This window comes from Streptococcus sp. IsoGale022 (genome assembly GCF_031142805.1).
GTDB lineage: Bacteria > Bacillota > Bacilli > Lactobacillales > Streptococcaceae > Streptococcus > Streptococcus sanguinis_A.
The window spans coordinates 27,438-48,897 of sequence record NZ_JAKZJI010000008.1 but is presented as its reverse complement, the minus strand read 5'-3'; the positions used below and the strand labels follow the sequence as shown (position 1 = coordinate 48,897).

The 21,460-nt window shown below is 46.6% G+C and carries 21 protein-coding genes and 1 pseudogene; 21 read left to right on the top strand and 1 reads right to left on the bottom strand.

All coding sequences use genetic code 11. From position 1 onward, the window contains the following. Positions 1 to 27 precede the first annotated feature (27 nt). The 21 genes from RG608_RS05735 to RG608_RS05635 all read left to right on the top strand — a co-directional run bounded on the left by RG608_RS05735 (position 28) and on the right by RG608_RS05635 (position 20,830). Positions 28 to 135 (top strand): acetylxylan esterase, encoded by a 108-nt coding sequence (locus RG608_RS05735; protein ID WP_268687877.1) that lies wholly within the window; start codon positions 28 to 30, stop codon positions 133 to 135. Positions 136 to 459: 324 nt separating this feature from the next. Then, complete coding sequence (locus RG608_RS05730; RefSeq protein WP_308946698.1) at positions 460 to 1,161, top strand: N-acetylmannosamine-6-phosphate 2-epimerase; 702 nt, start codon at positions 460 to 462, stop codon at positions 1,159 to 1,161. A 14-nt stretch (positions 1,162 to 1,175) separates the two neighbouring features. Beyond that, positions 1,176 to 2,093: a dihydrodipicolinate synthase family protein gene (locus RG608_RS05725; protein ID WP_002908446.1), complete on the top strand. Its 918-nt coding sequence runs from the start codon at positions 1,176 to 1,178 to the stop codon at positions 2,091 to 2,093. 84 nt (positions 2,094 to 2,177) lie between these two features. Further along, positions 2,178 to 3,716 carry a sodium:solute symporter gene (locus tag RG608_RS05720; RefSeq protein ID WP_268687879.1) on the top strand — a complete coding sequence of 513 codons (1,539 nt, stop codon included), beginning with the start codon at positions 2,178 to 2,180 and terminating at the stop codon, positions 3,714 to 3,716. Continuing rightward, on the top strand, positions 3,716 to 4,168 hold the full coding sequence (locus tag RG608_RS05715) for a YhcH/YjgK/YiaL family protein (RefSeq protein ID WP_004185097.1): 453 nt from the start codon (positions 3,716 to 3,718) through the stop codon (positions 4,166 to 4,168). Before RG608_RS05720 ends, RG608_RS05715 begins: the two co-directional genes overlap by 1 nt. A 169-nt stretch (positions 4,169 to 4,337) precedes the next feature. After that, a complete protein-coding gene (locus RG608_RS05710) occupies positions 4,338 to 5,180 on the top strand; it encodes a MurR/RpiR family transcriptional regulator (protein ID WP_268687880.1) in 843 nt (280 codons plus the stop codon). Continuing rightward, a complete protein-coding gene (locus RG608_RS05705; protein ID WP_308946697.1) occupies positions 5,177 to 6,073 on the top strand; it encodes an ROK family protein in 897 nt (298 codons plus the stop codon). The genes RG608_RS05710 and RG608_RS05705 overlap by 4 nt, the downstream gene beginning before the upstream one ends. A gap of 150 nt (positions 6,074 to 6,223) precedes the next feature. Next, on the top strand, positions 6,224 to 6,547 hold the full coding sequence (locus RG608_RS05700; RefSeq protein ID WP_308946696.1) for a hypothetical protein: 324 nt from the start codon (positions 6,224 to 6,226) through the stop codon (positions 6,545 to 6,547). Next, positions 6,537 to 8,492, top strand: a complete 1,956-nt coding sequence (locus tag RG608_RS05695; protein ID WP_308946695.1) for a V-type ATP synthase subunit I — start codon at positions 6,537 to 6,539, stop codon at positions 8,490 to 8,492. The genes RG608_RS05700 and RG608_RS05695 overlap by 11 nt, the downstream gene beginning before the upstream one ends. A 133-nt stretch (positions 8,493 to 8,625) precedes the next feature. Further along, positions 8,626 to 9,105: a V-type ATP synthase subunit K gene (locus tag RG608_RS05690; protein ID WP_308946694.1), complete on the top strand. Its 480-nt coding sequence runs from the start codon at positions 8,626 to 8,628 to the stop codon at positions 9,103 to 9,105. Between the two features lie 10 nt (positions 9,106 to 9,115). Further along, on the top strand, positions 9,116 to 9,706 hold the full coding sequence (locus RG608_RS05685; RefSeq protein ID WP_308946693.1) for a hypothetical protein: 591 nt from the start codon (positions 9,116 to 9,118) through the stop codon (positions 9,704 to 9,706). 10 nt (positions 9,707 to 9,716) lie between these two features. After that, positions 9,717 to 10,730, top strand: a complete 1,014-nt coding sequence (locus tag RG608_RS05680; protein WP_308946692.1) for a V-type ATPase subunit — start codon at positions 9,717 to 9,719, stop codon at positions 10,728 to 10,730. Next, positions 10,717 to 11,037 carry a V-type ATP synthase subunit F gene (locus tag RG608_RS05675; RefSeq protein ID WP_002898763.1) on the top strand — a complete coding sequence of 107 codons (321 nt, stop codon included), beginning with the start codon at positions 10,717 to 10,719 and terminating at the stop codon, positions 11,035 to 11,037. Before RG608_RS05680 ends, RG608_RS05675 begins: the two co-directional genes overlap by 14 nt. 7 nt (positions 11,038 to 11,044) lie before the next feature. Beyond that, positions 11,045 to 11,740 (top strand): GNAT family protein, encoded by a 696-nt coding sequence (locus RG608_RS05670; protein ID WP_308946691.1) that lies wholly within the window; start codon positions 11,045 to 11,047, stop codon positions 11,738 to 11,740. A gap of 165 nt (positions 11,741 to 11,905) precedes the next feature. Beyond that, positions 11,906 to 13,696 (top strand): V-type ATP synthase subunit A, encoded by a 1,791-nt coding sequence (locus tag RG608_RS05665; protein WP_308946704.1) that lies wholly within the window; start codon positions 11,906 to 11,908, stop codon positions 13,694 to 13,696. Further along, the gene (locus tag RG608_RS05660) at positions 13,683 to 15,077 is read left to right on the top strand and encodes a V-type ATP synthase subunit B (RefSeq protein ID WP_002902006.1); all 1,395 of its coding nucleotides are present in this window, start codon (positions 13,683 to 13,685) and stop codon (positions 15,075 to 15,077) included. Before RG608_RS05665 ends, RG608_RS05660 begins: the two co-directional genes overlap by 14 nt. Then, a complete protein-coding gene (locus RG608_RS05655) occupies positions 15,074 to 15,697 on the top strand; it encodes a V-type ATP synthase subunit D (RefSeq protein ID WP_268687890.1) in 624 nt (207 codons plus the stop codon). The genes RG608_RS05660 and RG608_RS05655 overlap by 4 nt, the downstream gene beginning before the upstream one ends. Positions 15,698 to 16,135: 438 nt before the next feature. Then, positions 16,136 to 17,236 carry a LysM domain-containing protein gene (locus tag RG608_RS05650; protein WP_268687901.1) on the top strand — a complete coding sequence of 367 codons (1,101 nt, stop codon included), beginning with the start codon at positions 16,136 to 16,138 and terminating at the stop codon, positions 17,234 to 17,236. Positions 17,237 to 17,348: 112 nt separating this feature from the next. Then, positions 17,349 to 18,833, top strand: coding sequence for a threonine synthase (gene thrC, locus RG608_RS05645; RefSeq protein ID WP_308946690.1), 1,485 nt, complete (start codon positions 17,349 to 17,351; stop codon positions 18,831 to 18,833). Positions 18,834 to 18,941: 108 nt separating this feature from the next. Further along, on the top strand, positions 18,942 to 20,219 hold the full coding sequence (locus RG608_RS05640) for an MATE family efflux transporter (protein ID WP_308946689.1): 1,278 nt from the start codon (positions 18,942 to 18,944) through the stop codon (positions 20,217 to 20,219). Beyond that, a complete protein-coding gene (locus RG608_RS05635; RefSeq protein WP_268687893.1) occupies positions 20,216 to 20,830 on the top strand; it encodes an HAD-IA family hydrolase in 615 nt (204 codons plus the stop codon). The genes RG608_RS05640 and RG608_RS05635 overlap by 4 nt, the downstream gene beginning before the upstream one ends. A 47-nt stretch (positions 20,831 to 20,877) precedes the next feature. Here the strand turns inward: RG608_RS05635 and RG608_RS05630 are convergent. After that, positions 20,878 to 21,355 (bottom strand): annotated as a pseudogene (locus tag RG608_RS05630) (YcxB family protein). Positions 21,356 to 21,460 lie beyond the last annotated feature (105 nt).

Here is a 21,460-nt window from a genome sequence, read left to right as displayed (position 1 = left end):
TTTCAAGAATCGTTGGGAGGATAAGACATGAAAAACCCTACTTTATTTAAAGAAATGTTAGATTATCGCGGAAGAGATGAAATGCCTGACGATTTTGATACCTTTTGGGATAAACAAGTGGCGGAGGTTTGCTAATTGGCACTCTGCTGATTTAAACTTCGAATTTGGGCCTTTAAATAAGCTGGTTGAGCGTAGTGTTTGTTAGCTTTGATTCCTTTAAGACTGGAAGTCTACAAAACTGCTTCCCCCCTGGGACTAGGCATTTGCCTAGTTCTTTTTAGTTGTAGAAAAATGTTGGAACAGCCACGAAAACATAAATATTTTATTCATATTCATCTGTATAAGTTTCAAACTGAGATAAAAAGTAATACCTAAAAAGAAAGTACTTTCTAAAAGTAAAATCATATTGAAACTAATTGCAATAAATGTTAAGATGATAAATGTAAAGGCTTACAATAAATGAGTAAGGAGGATAGGAATCAAATGGAAGAGTTGAGGCATAAGTTAATTGTGTCGTGTCAGGCTCTACCAAACGAACCATTACATAGCGACTTTATCATGGCTCGTATGGCAGTGGCGGCCAAAGAAGGAGGTGCTAGCGGAATTCGGGCTAACTCGGTTATAGACATCAAGGCTATTGAAGAAGCGGTGGATTTGCCAGTTATTGGGATTATCAAGAGAGATTATCCAGATGCCCAAGCTTTCATTACACCAACTATGATAGAAGTAGATGAGCTGATGGAAGCCCATCCGGAGATTATCGCTTTAGATGCGACAAATTCCAGCAGACCTCAAGGAGAGAGTTTAAAAGCATTTTTCCAGAAAGTCAAAGAAAAATATCCTCAGCAGCTTTTGATGGCTGATTGTTCAACTCTTGACGAGATGCTGGAAGCAGATCGAATGGGATTTGATTTTATCGGAACAACCTTGGTAGGCTATACTAGTCAGAGCGAGGGAGATAAGATTGAAGCCAATGACTTTGAAATCATCCGAAAAGCTTTAGCTGGGATTCAGCACCCTCTGATTGCTGAGGGAAATATTGATAGTCCTGAAAAGGTAAAAAGGGTTCTAGAGTTAGGAGCCTTTAGTGTGGTAGTAGGATCTGCCATTACACGGCCGCAGCTGATTACAAGGAAGTTTGCAGACGCAACGAAAGAATAGAAAAGAGGAAGAATATGTCAAAATTAGAAAAATATGAAGGTGTCATTCCAGCTTTTTATGCTTGTTATGATGAAGCAGGAGAAGTAAGCCCAGAACGTGTTCGTGCTTTGACTCAGTACTTTATTGATAAGGGTGTTAAGGGTGTCTATGTTAATGGTTCTTCTGGTGAGTGTATTTACCTCAGTGTAGCAGACCGGAAATTAATTTTGGAAAATGTCATGGAAGTGGCTAAGGGCAAACTGACAGTTATCGCTCATGTGGCTTGCAATAACACTAAGGACAGTGTGGAACTGGCTAAGCATGCTGAAAGTTTGGGTGTTGATGCCATCGCTGCTATTCCTCCTATTTACTTCCGTTTGCCGGACTATTCTATCGCTAAGTACTGGAACGATATGAGTGCAGCGGCTCCGAATACTGACTTTGTCATCTACAATATTCCGCAGCTGTCTGGAACGACCTTGACACCAGCCCTCTATGCAGAAATGCGTAAAAATCCACGAGTTATTGGGGTTAAAAACTCTTCTATGCCGACTCAAGACATTCAAATTTTTGTCGCAGAAGGTGGGGAAGATCATATTGTCTTTAATGGTCCAGATGAACAGTTTATCAGCGGTCGAGTTATTGGTGCTAAGGCCGGAATTGGCGGAACCTATGCTGTGATGCCGGACCTCTTCCTCAAGCTCAACCAACTCATCATTGACAAAGATCTGGATCGTGCTAAAGAACTGCAACATGCGATTAATAGTGTGATTTACAAGATGGTCAGCGGTCGCGCAAATCTCTATGCTGTTATGAAAGAAATTCTTCGTCTCAATGAGGACTTGGATATTGGTTCTGTTCGAGCACCGTTAGAGCCTCTATCTGAGGGAGACTACGCGATTGCCAAAGAAGCTGCTGCTATGATTAAGCAGGTAAGAGAAGACTTCTTATAATATAAAGAGTGTAACACCAGAGTTTAGGGCAGGCTAAACCTGCCCGTCCTAGGCTTTGACGATGAATAACAATGGAGAAATTCTATGGGAAATGTTGGTTTTACTACAATCGATATGATTATTCTGATTGTGTATTTACTAGTTGTTCTGGTAGCAGGTTTGCTCTTCTCGAAAAAGGAGATGCAGGGTAAAGAGTTCTTTAAAGGTGATGGAACGGTACCTTGGTATGTAACATCTGTTTCCATTTTTGCTACATTGCTAAGTCCGATTTCCTTTATGACACTGGCGGGGAACTCTTATGCAGGGACTTGGCTGCTCTGGTTTGCCCAGCTGGGTATGATTTTTGCCATTCCAGTGGCTATTCGTTTCTTCTTGCCAATATATGCACGTCTGGATATTGATACAGCCTATGACTACCTGCAAAAACGTTTTGGTTCTAAGGCCTTGCGGGCTTTGTCAGCTGTCTTCTTCATCATCTATCAAATCGGCCGCATGTCCATCATTATGTATCTACCTTCAGTGGCTCTGGCTACGCTGACCAAGATTGATGTCAATATCCTGATTATCGCGATGGGTGCGATTGCCATTGTCTACTCCTATACCGGTGGTGTTAAGTCAGTTCTGTGGACAGACTTTATTCAAGGTTCGGTTCTCTTGATTGGTACAGTTGTGGGACTTTTCTTCCTAATTGCCAATCTCAAGGGCGGCTTTGGAGACATTGCTAATGAGCTGGCCAGCGGTAAATTTATCTCAGGAAAAGAAACTATTTTCAATCCTAATTTGCTGAAAGATTCTATTTTCCTGATTATCTTAGGTTCTGGTATCAATACCCTGTCCTCTTATGTGTCTTCGCAAGATATCGTTCAGCGCTTTACGACAACTCAGAATGTGAAGAAACTCAATAAAATGATGTTTACGAATGGCGTTTTGTCAATCTTTATCGCCTCTGTCTTTTATCTGATTGGTACAGGCTTATATGTCTATTATCAAGTACAGCATCCAGGCACTGAGGGTAGCTCTATTCCTCAAGACCAGATCTTCACGTACTTTATCGCCTATGGTCTTCCAGTTGGAGTGACCGGTGTTCTGATTGCGGCAATTTATGCAGCGGCTCAGTCTACTATTTCTACGGGTCTTAATTCTGTAGCGACTTCTTGGACACTTGATATTCAAGATGTTGTATCCAGCAATCTGGACGACAAGAAACGGACTAAAATTGCTCAATATGTTTCTCTAGGTGTAGGAGTCTTCTCAACAGTAGTTTCAATCGTGATGGCTCATACAGGTATTACATCGGCCTATGTCTGGTTTAATGGCTTTATGGGCTTGGTGCTAGGTGTCTTGGGAGGAATCTTTATTCTGGGAATCTTCACCAAGCGTGCCAACCTCAAGGGAGCTTATGCGGCTATGATTGCTTCCAGTATTGTCCTGCTAGTCATCAAGTACGCTTTGCCAGCAGAAGCGGTGAGTATCTGGGCTTATTCATTGATTTCAATTGTTGTTTCCTTGATTGTAGGCTATGTTGTTTCCGTCTTAACCGGAGGCAAGGCTGCACCAGAGAATACAACAGTTTACGATATTGCAAGTATTCATGCAGATAAATCCTGGGAGGTAAGGCACTAATGGAACTAGTTCAATATAAAGGAGCAGCTGTTGAGAGAGACATTCAGCATCCTGCCTTAAAAAAAGTCTTAGAATTTTTACAGACACATGATGTCAGCCAAGATGAAAAGGGCAACCACCCTGTGTCTGATGATTTCTTTTACAATGTCATTGAAATGACGACTACGACCGAAGATGAACGGGTCTGGGAAAGTCATAGGGAATTTTACGATGTGCATCTGATTTTTGAAGGAAGGGAGCGCATCCACTATAACTTTTTGTCCAATATGGAAGAAGGGGATTATGATGCGGAAGGAGACTGGCAGCAGATGTCCGGCCAAGCCTTGTTTGACCTGATATTCACTCCTGGCAGCCTGCTCTTGCTGGATCCTAATGACGCCCATAAGACTGGACTGATAGCTGAAGAAGCCGGCCCCATCCGTAAGGTTGTCTTTAAAGTAAAAATTGTATAAAAGGCTGCGGGCGGGATGAGAAAGACAGATTGTTCTTAACATGCTGCCCCAGCTTTTTTAGTCAGTTTTGAACTTTATTTTCTGCTGGAGAATTCTAGCAAGGACGGATTGGAATTACTTTTGAGAAAGTGGTAGAATAAAGAAAATAGTTGCAGGAGGAAAATGTCTGATGGTTTCTTTGGAAAAAAACATTTTGCCAGTGATTGAGTCTGTATACGGTAGTCTGACACACCTGGAAAAGAAGATTGCAGATTATTTTCTGTCTGATGAGGCGTTGACAGCCGATCTATCGGCTCAGGCTGTGTCTCAGAAGCTCTATGTCTCTGTGCCCTCTCTGACTCGCTTCGCTAAAAAATGTGGTTTTTCAGGTTATCGGCAGTTTATCTTTGAATTTCAGGAATCCAGTTCAGAAAGTAAAAATGTCAGTCGAGATTTGACCAGAAATGTCTTGTCTGATTATGGCGAATTGCTTAATAAGACTTTTTCCTTGATTGATGAAGAACAGTTCCTGCGCGTAGGGGATATGCTCAACAATGCTGGGCGAGTCTATATCTACGGGCAGGGGAGTTCAGGCTTAGTGGCTCGGGAAATGGAGTTTCGCTTCATGCGGTTGGGAATGGTTTGTAAGGCTATTACGGACGACCATATGATTCGGGTGAATAGAGTCATGCTGGATCCGGACTGTCTGGTTATTGGCATTTCCATATCTGGTGAGACTAAAATTATCACGCAGGCGATCCAGAATGCAAAAAAAGTCGGAGCCAAGACTGTGCTGGTAACTTCCAATAACAGCGACGATTTGAGGCAGCAGTGTAATGAACTGGTCCTAGTAGCTGTCAAGAAGCACTTAGCACAGGGCAATAATATCTCTCCTCAGTTTCCGGTTTTAGTCGTGATGGACATTTTCTATGCCTATTATATGGATTTGGATCGGGATCATCGCAGCCAAATCTTTACAAATACACTTTCAGCTTTAGAAGAAAATCAAGAAGAGAAGGAGCATGAATCGTGAATATTGTGGGAATAGATATCGGTGGGACAACGATTAAAGCAGATCTCTATCAGTCTGACGGACGTAGTCTAAATCAATTTCGAGAAGTTGCCACTGAGATCGACTTTGAAAAGAAAACGAATCAGATTTTAGAACAGGTTTGCCAGCTAATAGCATTTTATAAGGAGAAGTTTGAGCTAGATGGAGTGGCGATTTCATCTGCTGGTGTAGTTGACAGCCAGTCTGGGAAAATCAGTTACGCTGGCTATACCATTCCAGGCTATATTGGAACGGATTTCCGTAGTCGGATTTTAAAAGAATTTGGTTTACCGATTGCGATTGAAAATGACGTTAATTGTGCTGCTCTTGGTGAAGCTTGGCTAGGTGCTGCTAAAGGTCATGCTTCTGCAGTGATGATTACTGTCGGTACAGGCATTGGCGGCGGCATTATCTATGATGGAAAGATTGTCAATGGATCCACCTATACCGCTGGTGAGGTAGGCTATCTGCCCATGGAAGATGGACAGGACTGGCAATCCCAGGCATCAACAACTGCCTTGTTAGCATTATACAGCCAAAAGACAGGTGAGCAAGGCCATACTGGGCGTAGTTTTTTTGCGGTGGTAGACCAAGGAGATAAGCTGGCGCAGGAAATACTTGATATATTCTTGGGTCGCCTAGCTAAAGGTCTTTTGACCCTGTCCTATATTCTAAATCCAGAGGTGTTGATTGTCGGTGGCGGGATATTAGCTAGATCTGAGCTTATTCTGCCACGTCTTGAAAATTTGATGAAGCAGCAAGTAGTAGATCCGCGCTTTTTGCCTAGAGAGCTAGTGGCGGCAGCCCTAGGAAATGAAGCAGGACGATTAGGCGCTGTTCGACATTTTCTCAATCAGGAGAAAAACTCTGTTTGAAAAAGATGTTTTCAGAAAGAATATGATATAATTTATGCAAGTACGAAGCTGTATTCCAGAAGATGAGTTTACCAGATACGGGACAGTCAGCCAGGAATGCAGATTTTAAAATCCGTTTTCGAAGGTTTTTGAAAACGAGGGGGTGAATAGATGGCCAATGAAACACTTGAAAAAATGCAGGAAATTGAGACTGCTGCAGAAGAAGTTTTGATGGGCTACAGGACGCAGGCTCAGGAGCTGCGGCAGCAAGTAGATGAAAATCTCAGGCAGCTAGGTCTGACTTATGACGCTGAAACGCAGACGCTGGCAGAGGAATTAACCGCGACTTCCCAGCAAAAGTTGGTGCTCCTGCAGCAAGACTTGGAGCAGACAACCCAGCAAAATGAGGACAAGGTTGCGGCTGCCTTGACGGACAAAAAAGCAGACTTGGCGCGAGCCATTGTAGAGAAGGTGGTAGAAGCCTATGGCCATTAGTCAAATGCGGCAGCTGTCTCTGCTTTTGCCCAAAGAACTGCTGGATCAGCTTCTCTTTTACCTACAGGGCTTAGAGTCGGTTCAGATTCATGACCTGCGGCAGGAAGAGGACTGGCAGACAGCCTTTGAGCAGGCTTTAGTCGGCCGGCCGGATCAGCAACTATCTCAGCAGGATTTGGTCAGTCGTCAGGAAAAGCTCGAGAGACTGGTTGAAGAGCTGGAGCCTTTTATGTCCAAAAAGAAACTGTTGGAAGCCTTAAAAGAAGAGCCTTTGGAGTTGTCCTTTGCTGCTTTGGAGCAGGCAGGGAAGGCTCGGGATGAGGAGGCGCTGCTGGAAGGAATCAGCAAGCAGCTCAAGGTCTTGCAAGAGGCTAAAAGCCAGATAGAAGCCGACCGCTTGGAAGTGGCTGCGCTGGAGAAGTGGGAGCCACTGGAGCTAACACCGCAAGCAGCTGCGACTTTCAGTCATCTGGGAGCTTTGATTGGGACGATTCCCAATACCGACGACGATGCTCTACGTCTGACTCTGGGAGCACATCCTGATCTGAAGTTTCAGGAAGTCTTTACTGATGATACGGAGCATGGAGTTGTTGTTTTTTACAAGACAGGCTCTCTGGAAGAAGTTCGCAAAATCTTGAAAGAGTATGGCTTTAAGCCTTTTGAGTATGACCATGCGGAACTGCCTGCTGAGCGGATGGTCCAGCTCAAGGCTAATATTCGACAGCAGGAGGCTGTGGCAGAAGCTATGACTAAGAGTCTGGCAGCTTCCAAGAATGAACTGGATCAACTCAAGGTTCAGCTGGACTATCTCTGCAATCTCTCCTCCCGTCAAGAAAGCAAAAATCAGTTAGCCAGCACGCAAAATCTGGCAGCCTTGGAAGGCTGGATCGAAAGCAATCAAGTTCAAGCTCTTGAGGCTTGCTTGACAGAGCAGTTTGGCCAGAGCATTCTCATCCAGACCAGAGAGATTCGACAGGACGAGGAAGATAAGGTTCCGACCAAGCTAAAAAACAATGTCTTAGTGGAGCCTTTCGAGCTAGTGACGGAGATGTATTCCTTGCCTAAGTATGGGGACAAGGATCCAACTCCCGTCGTGTCATTATTCTATTTTGTATTCTTTGGTATGATGGTCGCTGATATCGGCTACGGTCTCTTGCTCTTTTTGGGCACCAGTCTGGCGCTGCACTTCTTGCATGTCAAGCCGGGATTGGCTAAGAATCTGCGATTCTTCCGCTTGTTGGGCGTAGCAGTCATCATCTGGGGACTGGTTTATGGATCTTTCTTTGGCTTTGAACTGCCCTTTGCTCTGATTAGTACCAGCTCAGATGCCATGACGATTCTGGTTATTTCGGTCGTCTTTGGCTTTGTAACAGTACTGGCGGGCCTCTTCCTCAGCGGTCTGAAAAATATCCACCTTAAGGATTATGCAGAAGCTTATAATGCAGGTTTTGCTTGGGTGTTGATTTTGCTGGGGCTGCTACTCTTGGCCTTGGGAAATTTCTTCACATCCTTGGCCTTTGCAGCAACGATTGGTCAGTGGTTAGCCATCATCAATGCTCTGGGCATATTGGCAGTATCCATTGTCAGTGCTAAGAGCTTGGCAGGATTGGGGTCAGGTCTCTTTAATCTTTACAATGTCAGCGGCTATGTAGGAGACCTTGTCAGCTTTACGCGGCTGATGGCTCTGGGACTTTCGGGGGCCAGCATTGGCTCGGCCTTTAACCTGATTGTCAGCCTCTTTCCACCAGTCGCTCGCTTTAGCATTGGCATTCTGCTCTTTATTGCCCTGCATTTGGTTAATATGTTTCTATCTTTTCTGTCCGGTTATGTGCACGGAGCGCGTTTGATTTTTGTGGAATTCTTTGGAAAATTCTACGACGGCGGCGGCAAGCCTTTCACTCCGCTCAAGCCTAGCGAAAAATACGTTCAGCAAAGCAAGAAATAGAGATTAGGAAGCTGTGTTCAACGAGCAGCAACCCATCTTTGGATATACAGTTTCAACAACATTAAAACAAGCATCATTCATTCAATTAGCTGTTGGTTTTACAAGAATTACAGCATTTTCATAGGAGTAAATCATGGAACATTTAGCATCATATTTTGGAACTTACGGCGGCGCCTTTTTTGCAGGTCTGGGAGTAGCTTTGGCGGTCTTTCTCAGCGGAATGGGCTCAGCTCTTGGTGTTGGAAGCACCGGTCAGGCAGCGGCAGCCCTTTTGAAAGAGCAACCGGAAAAATTCGCTCAAGCTCTGATTCTGCAGCTTTTGCCAGGTACCCAAGGTCTCTACGGCTTTGTTATCGGGATTACCGTCTTCTTTAATATCAAGCCAGAATTGGCTCTGCAATCAGGCGTGGCTTATTTCCTAGCAGCTTTGCCAGTTGCGATCGTTGGTTACTTTTCAGCCAAGCATCAAGGACGAGTGGCGACAGCTGGTATTCAGATTTTGGCCAAGCGACCAGAAGAGGTCATGAAAGGGGTTATCCTAGCGGCCATGGTTGGAACCTACGCCATCTTGGCCTTCGTTGTATCCTTCATCATGGTTCTGAATGTGAAGTAAGGAGGCTTTTATGTCTGACATATCAGATCTCAAAGCTTCTGTCTTGGAGCAGGCTCACGAGAAGGGGCGTCTGCTTTTGGCCGAGGCTACTGAGAAAATAGAGCAGGAAGCCAAGGAACGTGAGGCCCAGCTGGTTCGGCAGAAGCTGGCTCAGCGGGAGCAGCAGCTGAAAGAAATCAGCCGGCGCAGTCAGCGCGATATTCAGCAGCTGGAAAATCAAAAGCGCCAGTCTACTCTAGTCATCAAGCAACGGGTTCTCAGAGAGCTTTTTGAGGAGGCTTATGCTCAGATGGCGGCTTGGTCACCAGCTGAAGAAGAGCATTTTCTGAAGAGTGTCCTGGCTAAATATCCAGAGGAAGAGTTGGTACTGACTTTCGGTGCTCTATCAGCTGAGAAATTCAGCTCCAGCCAGTTAGAAGAATTGAAAAGGGCTTTTCCGCAAGTACACTTTTCAGACCAGTCCATAGCCGGCCAGGCAGGTTTTGTACTAAGCCAGGGACGGGTGGATGACAGTTATCTCTATCGTGACTTGCTGGACTCTGTCTGGCAGGAGGAAAGCTACCGTCTGGCTCAGGATATTTTCAAAGACCAGGCAGAATAGGAGGCGGGCCATGAGTGAAACAAGCTTCTCTCAAGTCAATACAGCCATTAGTGTGCAGGAGGCTTCCTTTTTGACGCCTCAGCAATATGATCAGTTGCTGCAGGCTGACAATCCTGCCAGCCGTTCAGCTCTTCTGCAGGGAACGGTCTACGCCATGGATGCTGAAGCGATTAAGGACCTCAATGCTATTGAACAGGTGCTGATGAAGCATTTGTATTCCGTTTATAATTGGGCGCTTGATATTAGTCCAAGTAAGGAGCTGGTGGAGATTTTCACACTCCGCTACACCTACCATAATCTCAAAGTTTTTCTCAAGGGGCGGGCGACGGGTCAGTCCTTGGAGCATTTGCTGATGCCGGTGGGGACCTATTCGCTGGAGGTTTTGGAGCACTTGGTCAAGGCCTTTTCGGCTGAGTATTGTCCAGATTTCATGCTGGACGAGGTGCTTGCGACCTGGCAGGAATACCAGGATTATCAGGATGTGCGCGTGCTGGAGATTGGCATGGACATGGCTTACTTCCAGCATCTCAAGCGCCTGACAAAGGAGTTGGAAGATGAGCGCCTGCTGCAGCTGGTGAATCTGACTATTGATTTTTACAATGCCATCACCGTCAAGCGGGCTGTTGGCTTGGGAAAACCGCGCAGCTTTATGAGGCAGCTCTTGTCTGATGAAGGAAGCCTTTTTGCTGCCAACTGGATTGCCATGGCAGAGCAGGGAGATTTCTTGACTTGGTTTAGCCAAATCAATCCCTGTGGGTACGATCTGGATTTGCGCTCCTATGAGGAGAAAATGCGGAACCAGACCTTGACGACAGTAGAGTTAGAATATCTAGCGGACCTTTTGCAGGCTAAGTTGCTGGCGGCTGGTCAGTTTGAGACAGATGGACCGCTTCCTCTGGCCCGCTATCTTCTGGGCAAGGAGTTGGAAGTCAAGAATCTGCGGTTGATTTTGACCGGAATGGACAATCAGCTGCCCGTAGAGCTTATCAGAGAAAGGATGCGACCGATTTATGGACAAGACTAGCTACAAGATTGCGGTCGTGGGGAATCGCGATACCATTCTCCCTTTTAAGCTGATTGGTTTTCAGACCTTTCCAGTGAAGGAAGCTCAGGAGACGATCAATACCCTGCGTCGGCTCGCCCGCGAAGATTTCGGCATTATCTATCTGACGGAGGATATGGCGGCAGATATTCCAGAAACCCTGGCCTACTATGACCAGCTGGAGATTCCTGCTCTTGTGCTCATTCCTACCCATAAGGGGAGCACGGGGCTGGCTCTTTCGCGGATTCATGAAAATGTCGAAAAGGCTGTCGGACAAGATATATTGTGAGGTTTTTATGCGAATCAATCAACTAGGTCAGCCCATTGGGGATGCTCTGCCGGATTTTCAGCCGGGGGACTTGCCTAACCTGGAGCGAATCGAAGGCCAGTATGTTATTATCGAGCGTTTGTCCAAGGACAAGCATGGGGCGGATTTGTATAAAGTGTATGGTCCGGATTCTCCTGCGGATATGTGGACCTATCTTTTTCAAAATCCTGCCCAAAGTCAGGAAGAATGGTCCCAGAAGCTAGACCAGATGCTGGCGGCTCAGGATCGTTTTCACTATGCCATTGTGGACAAGGAGAGCGGCAAGGCTCTAGGAACTTTTGCCTTGATGAGGATTGACCGAAATAATCGCGTTATCGAAGTGGGAGCTGTGACCTATTCGCCCAAGCTGAAGCGCACCAGACTGGCTACTGAAGCTCAGTATTTGCTGGCACGCTATGTCTTTGAAGAGCTGGAGTATCGCCGCTATGAATGGAAATGCGATGCCCTCAATCAGCCGTCAAGGCGGGCAGCTGAGAGGCTTGGTTTCACCTACGAAGGCAGGTTTCGTCAGGCTCTTGTCTATAAGGGGCGCAACCGAGACACTGACTGGCTGTCTATGATTGACAAGGATTGGCCGGCTGTCAAGAGCCGTCTAGAAAAATGGCTCAGCCCAGACAATTTCGACGAAAAGGGCCAGCAAATAAAAGCCTTATCTGATTTTTAAAATAAAAAGCAACAATACCTTGCCCTAGAGTTAGCTAAGAAGAATTTCAAACTCGTGGCAAGGATCAAAAAATACTCTTTGGAAATGAATTTCAAACTCTTGCTTGGTTTGAGCTTTGATTTTCATGGAGAAGGAACAAAAATCTCCCAAGAATGGAGGAAGATTGTGAGTCAAGGAAAGATTATCAAAGTTTCTGGTCCTCTGGTGCTGGCATCAGGGATGCAGGAAGCGAATATTCAGGATATCTGCCGGGTTGGCGATTTGGGGCTAATCGGTGAAATTATCGAAATGCGGCGGGACCAAGCATCTATCCAGGTTTATGAGGAAACTTCTGGCTTAGGGCCAGGAGAGCCGGTCATCACGACTGGAAGTCCTCTGTCCGTTGAACTGGGACCCGGTCTGATTTCTCAGATGTTTGACGGGATTCAGCGGCCTTTGGAGCGTTTCCAAACCATCACGGAGAGCGACTTTCTCGTCCGCGGTGTCCAATTGCCAAATCTAGACCGGGAGGCTAAGTGGGATTTCGTTCCAAGTCTGTCCGTCGGAGATACAGTTGAGGCTGGCGATATTCTGGGAACAGTGCAGGAGACCAATCTGGTGGAGCACCGCATCATGGTGCCAGTCGGAGTCAGTGGATGTTTGACCAATATCTCGGCTGGCAATTTCACTGTCGAAGCGACTGTTTACGAGATTGAGCAGGCGGACGGGTCTGTCTTTAAAGGGACTCTCATGCAAAAATGGCCGGTCCGTCGTGGGCGTCCTTTTGCTCAGAAGCTGATTCCGGTTGAGCCTTTGGTGACAGGTCAGCGGGTCATTGATACCTTCTTCCCAGTGACCAAGGGCGGAGCAGCAGCCGTACCTGGACCTTTCGGGGCTGGTAAGACTGTGGTTCAGCATCAGGTGGCCAAGTTTGCCAATGTTGACATCGTTATCTATGTCGGCTGCGGTGAGCGTGGCAATGAGATGACCGACGTACTTAATGAATTTCCAGAACTAATTGACCCAGCAACTGGCCAGTCCATCATGCAGCGGACTGTGCTAATTGCCAACACCTCCAATATGCCGGTGGCGGCCAGGGAAGCATCAATTTACACAGGGATTACGATTGCAGAATACTTCCGTGACATGGGCTACTCCGTGGCCATCATGGCGGACTCTACCTCTCGCTGGGCAGAAGCCCTGCGGGAAATGTCCGGCCGTCTGGAAGAAATGCCGGGTGATGAAGGCTATCCAGCCTATCTTGGCAGCCGGATTGCGGAGTATTACGAGCGGGCAGGCCGGGTCAAAACACTCGGTTCAACTTCGCGCGAAGGCTCTATAACCGCTATCGGGGCCGTATCACCTCCGGGTGGAGATATTTCTGAGCCGGTGACGCAAAATACCCTGCGGATTGTCAAGGTCTTCTGGGGCCTGGATGCCCAGTTGGCTCAACGTCGGCACTTCCCTGCTATCAACTGGCTGAGTTCTTACTCGCTCTACCTAGACGAAGTGGGAGCCTATATCGACCAGCATGAGAAGATTGCTTGGGCAGAAAAGGTGACAAAGGCCATGAATATCCTGCAAAAGGAAAGCGAACTCCAGGAAATCGTGCGTTTGGTAGGCTTAGATTCCTTGTCTGAAAAGGACCGGCTGACCATGAATGCAGCCAAGATGATTCGTGAGGACTACCTGCAGCAGAATGCCTTTGATGATGTTGACACCTATACTTCTTTCAAAAAGCAGGTGGCTTTATTGAGCAATATCCTGACCTTCGATGCGGAGGCCAATCGTGCCTTGGAGCTGGGAGCTTATTTCCGGGAAATCATGGAAGGAACGGTGGAGCTGCGTGATCGAATTGCCCGCAGTAAGTTTATCCATGAAGACCAGTTGGAAAAGATTCAGGCCCTCAGTCAGACCATTGAGGAAACCCTGCACCAGATTCTTGCCCAAGGAGGACTAGACAATGAGCGTCATTAAAGAATACCGCACCGTCAGTGAGGTTGTCGGCCCTCTGATGATTGTCGACCAAGTTGCTGGCGTGCATTTCAATGAATTGGTAGAAATCCAGTTGCATGACGGCAGCAAGCGTCAGGGCCAGGTTCTGGAAGTCCAAGAAGACAAGGCTATGGTCCAGCTTTTTGAGGGATCAAGCGGTATCAATCTGGAAAAAGCCAAGGTTCGCTTTACTGGCCGTCCGCTAGAGCTGCCAGTGTCAGAAGACATGGTGGGACGGATTTTCAATGGCATGGGCAAGCCAATTGATGGCGGCCCAGCTATCTTGCCAGAAAAATATCTGGATATTGACGGTCAAGCTATCAATCCAGTAGCTCGCGACTATCCGGATGAGTTTATTCAGACTGGAATTTCGGCCATCGACCACCTCAATACCTTGGTTCGGGGGCAAAAGTTGCCAGTATTTTCTGGCTCTGGTCTGCCCCACAAGGAATTAGCCGCTCAAATCGCCCGTCAGGCAACCGTGCTCAACTCTGATGAAAACTTTGCCGTGGTCTTTGCAGCCATGGGAATTACCTTTGAAGAAGCCGAATTCTTCATGAATGACCTCCGGGAGACTGGAGCCATTGATCGCTCGGTGCTCTTTATCAATCTAGCTAATGACCCAGCTATTGAGCGGATTGCAACGCCGCGGATTGCCCTGACAGCAGCCGAGTACTTGGCCTATGAAAAGGATATGCACGTTCTGGTCATCATGACTGACATGACCAACTACTGTGAGGCCCTGCGGGAAGTTTCCGCAGCTCGTCGTGAGGTGCCGGGCCGTCGTGGGTATCCGGGTTACCTCTATACTAACCTGTCCACCCTTTATGAGCGGGCTGGACGTCTGGTTGGAAAGAAGGGCTCGGTAACGCAGATTCCGATCCTGTCCATGCCAGAGGATGACATTACTCATCCGATTCCAGACTTGACGGGTTATATTACAGAAGGTCAGATTATCCTTTCACGCGACCTTTACAACAGCGGTTATCGTCCGCCTATCAATGTCCTGCCATCTCTGTCTCGTCTTAAGGACAAGGGTTCAGGTGAGGGTAAGACCAGAGGAGACCATGCCGCAACCATGAACCAGCTATTTGCCGCCTATGCCCAAGGCAAGCAGGCCAAGGAGCTGGCTGTCGTTCTGGGGGAATCCGCCCTGTCCGAAACGGACAAGCTCTATGTGCGCTTTACTGACCGCTTCGAGCAGGAATACATCAATCAAGGTTTCCAGACCAATCGAACCATTGAGGAAAGCTTGGATCTGGGCTGGGAACTCCTGTCCATCTTGCCAAGAACAGAGCTTAAGCGGATCAAGGACGACATGATTGACCAATACCTGCCGCAGACCAAGGAGGAAGAAAGATGACACGACTCAATGTCAAGCCGACTCGGATGGAGCTGAATAACTTAAAAGCCCGTCTCAAAACGGCTGTCCGTGGGCATAAATTGCTCAAGGACAAGCGGGATGAGCTGATGCGGCGCTTCATTGAGTCTGTTCGTGAGAATAATCAGCTTCGCCAAAAGGTCGAATCCGCTCTGGTCGGTCACCTGCAGGATTTTGTCATGGCCAAGGCACTGGAGAGCGACCTCATGGTCGAGGAAATCTTTGCTGTGCCCATGCGGGAAGTCAATCTGCATGTGGAAACAGAGAATATCATGAGTGTGCGCGTGCCCAAGATGCATGCCCATATTGACAGTCCCTACGGAGATGACGAGGGAGACGTAGTTTATAGCTATGTGGCATCTAACAGCCAGATGGATGAAACCATTGAAAGCATGAGCGATCTGCTTCCAGACTTACTGCGACTGGCAGAGATTGAGAAAAGTTGCCAGCTCATGGCGGATGAAATTGAGAAAACCCGCCGTCGGGTCAACGGACTAGAGTATGCTACCATCCCTGACCTCAAAGAAACTATCTATTACATTGAAATGAAGCTGGAGGAAGCCGAACGCGCCAGCCTCGTCCGAATGATGAAGGTGAAGTAAGATGCGTAGGCGTTAAAAAACGACTGAAAAATAGGAACTGGACGATGGATTCGATGAATCCAAGTCCAGTTCTCTTTTTTCCGAGTTTTTAGCCGTAGTTCGATTTAGCTGAACTAAGCCAGAGTAAATAGATATATTCACAGCAAAAATAGACGAAGAACCGACAGCTTCTAGGAAATCTTCTCTTTTTTGCCAAGAGCCTAGGTCAGTTTTAGTTTAGCTGAATACCAAGAGTTTAAATAGGTCCAAAAGAAAAAACAGAACCTCTCTAAATGGGGTTCTTTTGCTTACTACCATTTTTTTATATGTTACAAACAAATCTCCATATTACAGGGGGCAGACAGTTCTGTTAAATAGGTCGAAAAAGACTTTTTTCTTAGAAGATTTATGGTAAGATGGATTTCGTATCATGAATGATTAGGAAGGTGCATTATGCAAATGAAAATGAATAAGAAATTACTTTTGGCTTCAACTGTTGCTTTGTCAGCATTGCCTTTGTTTACAACAAAAGCTGAGGAGCAGCCACAAAACTGGACTGCCAGAACAGTTGAGCAAATTAAAGCAGATATTACTAGTAATGAAAACCAACAAACATACACTATTCAATATGGAGATACTTTAGGAAATATCGCTCAAGCGATGAATATTGACCTTGTTGAATTGGCTAAAATCAATCAAATTGCCAATGCAGACTTGATTTTCCCAGGTACTGTTTTGACCGTTACAACAAATGGACAAAATGAAATTACCTCTGTAGAAATCCAAAGCTACCAAGCAGGAAATAACGCAGGATATGTAACAGAAAGTTATACAGCTGACGAGATTTTTGGTACTGAGCAAGCCGCTCCAGCGGCACCGGCTCAAGCAGCAGAAACTCCAGCTCCGGCTGTTGAGGAAGCTGTTGCGGCTCCAGCAGACCAAGCACCAGCGCCTGCTGAAGGAGCGCCTGCACCAGTAGCAGAAGTTGCAAGTGAAGCAGCCCCAGCTGCGGAAGCAAATGCAGCCGCTCCTGTAGAGGCGGCACCGCAGCCAGCAGTAGCTACAAGTCCAGAAGCACCAGCTGAAGAAGCAGCCCCAGCAGCAGCTGAATTAGGCCAAGACCAAGTCAGTCAAGCAACTGCTGCGGTTGAACCTACAACTTACAACGCTCCAGCTGTAACAGACGCTGCTAGCGTGACAACTAACAATCCTGCTAATGAAGGTCTTCAGCCACAGACTGCTGCTCTGAAAGAAGAGATAGCAGCTAAATATGGAATTACAGAATTTAGTCTTTACCGCCCAGGTGATAGTGGTGACCATGGTAAAGGCTTGGCGGCTGACTTTATCGTTGGTGAGAATACTGAATTAGGAAACCAGGTCGCAGCCGATGTTACTTCTAACATGACTGAAAGAGGAATCTCTTACGTTATCTGGCAACAACAGTTCTATGCGCCATTTGAAAGTGTTTATGGACCAGCTAATACTTGGAACCAAATGCCTGACCGTGGCAGTGTAACTGAAAACCATTACGACCACGTTCACGTATCAATGAATGAATAAGATGAAAACAAGCCCAGAAATGGGCTTTTTCTTATATTCTCTGTGAAAAAGCGAGAATTTTCTGATAAATTTTGGTATAATAAAGCGAACTACAGATGAAGGATGAGAGAGAATGACCTTAGTTTATCAATCAACACGCGACGAAAAGAATAGAGTAACAGCCAGCAAGGCGATTCTGCAAGGCTTAGCAACAGACGGCGGGCTCTTTACGCCCATTACCTATCCGCAGGTCGATTTGGACTTTGCCAAGCTCAAAGATGCTTCATATCAGGAAGTAGCCAAGCTGGTTTTGTCTGCTTTTTTGGATGATTTTTCTGAAGCAGAGCTGGACAACTGTATCAATCATGCCTACGACAGTAAGTTTGATGATGCGGCGATTGCTCCCTTAGTCAAGCTGGATGGTCAGTATAATCTAGAACTTTTCCACGGAGCGACCATTGCCTTCAAGGACATGGCTTTGTCTATCCTGCCTCACTTGATGACAACGGCAGCCAAAAAGCACGGCTTGGAAAACAAAATTGTCATTTTGACGGCGACTTCTGGCGACACAGGAAAGGCGGCTATGGCAGGCTTTGCGGATGTTCCTGGGACTGAGATTATCGTCTTTTATCCGAAAGACGGTGTCAGCAAGGTTCAAGAGCTGCAAATGACGACCCAGACAGGTGCCAATACGCATGTTGTTGCCATTGATGGCAACTTTGATGATGCCCAGACCAATGTTAAGCACATGTTCAATGACACAGACCTACGAGCTCGTCTCTTGGAGCACAGACTGCAGTTTTCATCAGCTAATTCCATGAATATCGGCCGTTTAGTGCCGCAGATTGTCTACTATGTCTATGCCTATGCTAAGCTAGTGAAGACGGGAGAAATCACAGTAGGAGACAAGGTCAACTTTACAGTTCCGACGGGGAACTTTGGGAATATCCTAGCTGCCTACTATGCCAAGCAAATCGGTCTGCCGGTTGGCAAGCTGATCTGCGCATCGAATGAGAACAATGTCCTGACAGACTTCTTCAAGACTCAGGTTTATGACAAGAAGCGGAGCTTCAAGGTGACATCTAGTCCGTCTATGGATATTTTGGTTTCTTCTAACTTAGAGCGTCTCATTTTCCATCTGTCTGGCAATAGTGCTGAGAAAACAGCTGCTTTGATGGCGGCTCTGAATGAGCATGGACAGTATGAACTGACAGACTTTGACGCTGAGATTTTAGAGCTCTTTGCAGCTGACTATGCGACAGAAGAAGAAACAGCAGCTGAAATCAAGCGGGTCTATCAAGCATCTAACTACATTGAAGACCCTCATACGGCCGTTGCGTCTGCTGTCTATCAAAAATACTTGGCAGAGACTGGCGATCAGCGTAAGACGGTTATCGCATCTACCGCTAGTCCTTATAAATTCCCAGTTGTGGCCGTTGAGGCTGTGACTGGTCAAACAGGACTCAGTGACTTTGAGGCTTTGGAGCAACTGCACGAACTTTCTGGCGTAGCCCTTCCACCAGCTGTGGACGGCTTAGAAACAGCACCGGTTCGCCACAAAACAACGGTCGCTGCAGATCAAATGCAGGCAGCAGTTGAGGATTACTTAGGATTATAAAGTTTGCTTAGAAAGCCTAAAATCAGCTGGATATCTGGCTGATTTTTTCTTAGGACATCCAATGAAAGAAAGAGAAGTAGCTGATGCTTAAAAGGAAGAAATTTCTCTATGACGACTTATAAAAAAATCATGAATATCGCCTTGCCGGCTATGGCGGAGAATTTTTTGCAGATGCTCATGGGAATGGTCGACAGCTATCTGGTGGCCAGTCTTGGGCTGATTGCAATCTCTGGTGTCTCGGTGGCCGGCAACATCATTACTATTTATCAGGCAATCTTTATCGCTCTGGGGGCTGCTATTTCCAGTCTTATCTCCAAGACTCTGGCTCAGGGAGACAAGGAGCGTCTGGCCTATCATACAGCCGAGGCTATCAAGCTGACCTTGCTTCTGAGCCTTCTGTTGGGGCTGATTTCTCTGCTCTTTGGCAGGCAGATGCTGGATCTTCTAGGGACAGAAAAGGCGGTGGCTGAAGCAGGCGGTCTTTATCTGGCTCTGGTTGGTGGAACTATTGTTCTGCTAGGCTTGATGACTTCTTTTGGAGCTTTATTGCGGGTCACGCGCAATCCTAGATTTCCCATGTATATCAGTCTTCTGACTAATGTCCTCAATGCCCTCTTTTCCGGTCTGGGGATTTACGTCTTTCAGCTGGGTATTGTCGGTGTAGCGCTGGGGACGGTGCTGGCTCGTTTGGTCGGTGTGCTGATTCTCTGGCGGGAGCTGGATTTGTCCACAATCCGCTGGCGCTGGGGCTTAGATGGAGAGCTCTTGCGCCTGTCTCTGCCGGCTGCTGGAGAGCGGCTCATGATGCGGGCCGGTGATGTAGTTATTATCGCCATTGTGGTCGTCTTTGGGACGGACGCAGTAGCGGGGAATGCTATCGGTGAAGTTCTGACGCAGTTTAATTATATGCCAATCTTCGGGGTCGCAACAGCAACAGTCATGCTGGTAGGACATGCCGTAGGTGAGGGAGATATGCAAGAGGTCGTTCTGATTCGCAAGCGGGTCTTCTGGCTGTCTTTTGCTTGCATATTGCCCGTGGCTCTAGGAATTTTCGTTTTTGGTCGGCCACTGACCTTGCTCTATACGGATAATGGCGGAGCTATCACAGCCAGTCTTTCAGTCATGCTTTTCTCCCTGCTGGGAACTCCCATGGCAGTCGGAACCGTGATTTACACAGCTATCTGGCAGGGGCTGGGCAATGCCAGACTTCCCTTTTATGCCACAACTGTTGGCATGTGGCTGATTCGCATCATTGCCGGTTACTTGCTGGGTGTGACTTTTGGCTTGGGTCTGCCAGGAGTCTGGACTGGGATGCTCTTGGACAATGGCTTCCGCTGGCTGTTTTTAAAGGTTTTATTTGACAGAAAAATGAGGGAAATCACATGACAAAAGCGTTTATTTGGGATTTGGACGGCACCTTGCTGGACTCCTACGATGCTATTTTGGCGGGGATTGAGGAAACCTACGCTCACTATGGTCTGGACTTTGACAGGGCTAGTATTCACAGCTATATCCTAAAGCACTCTGTGCAGAAGCTCTTGGAAAAAGTGGCATCTGAGAAAGGTCTGGACGCTGCCGAGATGAATGTCTTTCGTGGAGCAAGTCTAAAGGAAAAGAATGCTCAGGTCCATCTGATGAAAGGAGCTGCAGAGATTCTGGCCTGGGCTGAAGAGCAGGGCATTGTCCAGTTCGTCTATACTCACAAAGGACTCAATGCCCATCAAATCTTGCAAGACTTGGGAATTCATGACTATTTTACAGAAATCATCACAACAGCCAACGGCTTTGAGCGTAAGCCTCACCCAGAAGGTGTCGACTATCTGCTTGAGAAATACGGTTTGGACAAGCAGGAAACCTACTATATCGGCGACCGGACGCTGGATGTGGATGTCGCCGTCAACAGTGGCATCCAGAGCATTAACTTCTGTGACTACCGGCCAGAAATTAATCAGAAAATAGAGAAGTTGATGGATATCCAGCAACTATTTACAAGATAAAAAGCAGACCAGAACTGATCTACTGTCAGTCTAGCCTGCTTTTTCTTTTACATATGCTCAATGTGAAGTTCCAGCAAGAACTCAAGAGCCTCGGGAGTGCAGTTTTCTTTTTCAATTGCGAAACCAGTGTTCTCTCCTATCAAGATATAAAAATCTTGCTTTGTCATAATGACTTTGACAATATCATCATAGGTATAGTGAAATTCTCCACGTTTATTCTGAGCTACAAAAGACTCTCTGTCAAATATCAGAGTGACCTCCATGTTCTGAAATAAAGGATTTTTTTGATAGGCTCTCTTTATCTGATAATTCATGCCAAAAATAGTACATAGAGGCGCAAATAGGGGGAGCCAATATGATAGATATTATCTTTTCCTCTAATGGGCCGAGCATTACGTAGGTGAACAGCCCGATTATCAGTATGATTATGTATAATACAAATCCTTTTCGTCGTATGAGAATAGCCCATGAAAATCTTTTATAAACTTCTTCAGTCAGAAGAGTTGTAATACGGATTGGAAACATTTTTCACCTCCAGTTTTTATTATTATAACATATAAGAGCGATAAGATTTAGCTGGCTCTTGATAGGCGATACGAGGCAAGGCAGGTTTCTCTTAGAGGGGGCGAG

Bases quoted from the DNA above. Each gene is read 5' to 3' on its own strand.
- RG608_RS05680 (WP_308946692.1), top strand. From the start codon at position 9,717: ATGAGTGAAACAAGCTTCTCTCAAGTCAATACAGCCATTAGTGTGCAG.
- RG608_RS05735 (WP_268687877.1), top strand. From the start codon at position 28: ATGAAAAACCCTACTTTATTTAAAGAAATGTTAGATTATCGCGGAAGA.
- RG608_RS05660 (WP_002902006.1), top strand. From the start codon at position 13,683: ATGAGCGTCATTAAAGAATACCGCACCGTCAGTGAGGTTGTCGGCCCT.
- RG608_RS05685 (WP_308946693.1), top strand. From the start codon at position 9,116: ATGTCTGACATATCAGATCTCAAAGCTTCTGTCTTGGAGCAGGCTCAC.
- RG608_RS05650 (WP_268687901.1), top strand. From the start codon at position 16,136: ATGAAAATGAATAAGAAATTACTTTTGGCTTCAACTGTTGCTTTGTCA.
- RG608_RS05670 (WP_308946691.1), top strand. From the start codon at position 11,045: ATGCGAATCAATCAACTAGGTCAGCCCATTGGGGATGCTCTGCCGGAT.
- RG608_RS05690 (WP_308946694.1), top strand. From the start codon at position 8,626: ATGGAACATTTAGCATCATATTTTGGAACTTACGGCGGCGCCTTTTTT.
- RG608_RS05725 (WP_002908446.1), top strand. From the start codon at position 1,176: ATGTCAAAATTAGAAAAATATGAAGGTGTCATTCCAGCTTTTTATGCT.
- RG608_RS05655 (WP_268687890.1), top strand. From the start codon at position 15,074: ATGACACGACTCAATGTCAAGCCGACTCGGATGGAGCTGAATAACTTA.
- RG608_RS05720 (WP_268687879.1), top strand. From the start codon at position 2,178: ATGGGAAATGTTGGTTTTACTACAATCGATATGATTATTCTGATTGTG.
- RG608_RS05700 (WP_308946696.1), top strand. From the start codon at position 6,224: ATGGCCAATGAAACACTTGAAAAAATGCAGGAAATTGAGACTGCTGCA.
- RG608_RS05640 (WP_308946689.1), top strand. From the start codon at position 18,942: ATGACGACTTATAAAAAAATCATGAATATCGCCTTGCCGGCTATGGCG.
- RG608_RS05710 (WP_268687880.1), top strand. From the start codon at position 4,338: ATGGTTTCTTTGGAAAAAAACATTTTGCCAGTGATTGAGTCTGTATAC.
- RG608_RS05675 (WP_002898763.1), top strand. From the start codon at position 10,717: ATGGACAAGACTAGCTACAAGATTGCGGTCGTGGGGAATCGCGATACC.
- RG608_RS05715 (WP_004185097.1), top strand. From the start codon at position 3,716: ATGGAACTAGTTCAATATAAAGGAGCAGCTGTTGAGAGAGACATTCAG.
- RG608_RS05695 (WP_308946695.1), top strand. From the start codon at position 6,537: ATGGCCATTAGTCAAATGCGGCAGCTGTCTCTGCTTTTGCCCAAAGAA.
- RG608_RS05635 (WP_268687893.1), top strand. From the start codon at position 20,216: ATGACAAAAGCGTTTATTTGGGATTTGGACGGCACCTTGCTGGACTCC.
- thrC (WP_308946690.1), top strand. From the start codon at position 17,349: ATGACCTTAGTTTATCAATCAACACGCGACGAAAAGAATAGAGTAACA.
- RG608_RS05730 (WP_308946698.1), top strand. From the start codon at position 460: ATGAGTAAGGAGGATAGGAATCAAATGGAAGAGTTGAGGCATAAGTTA.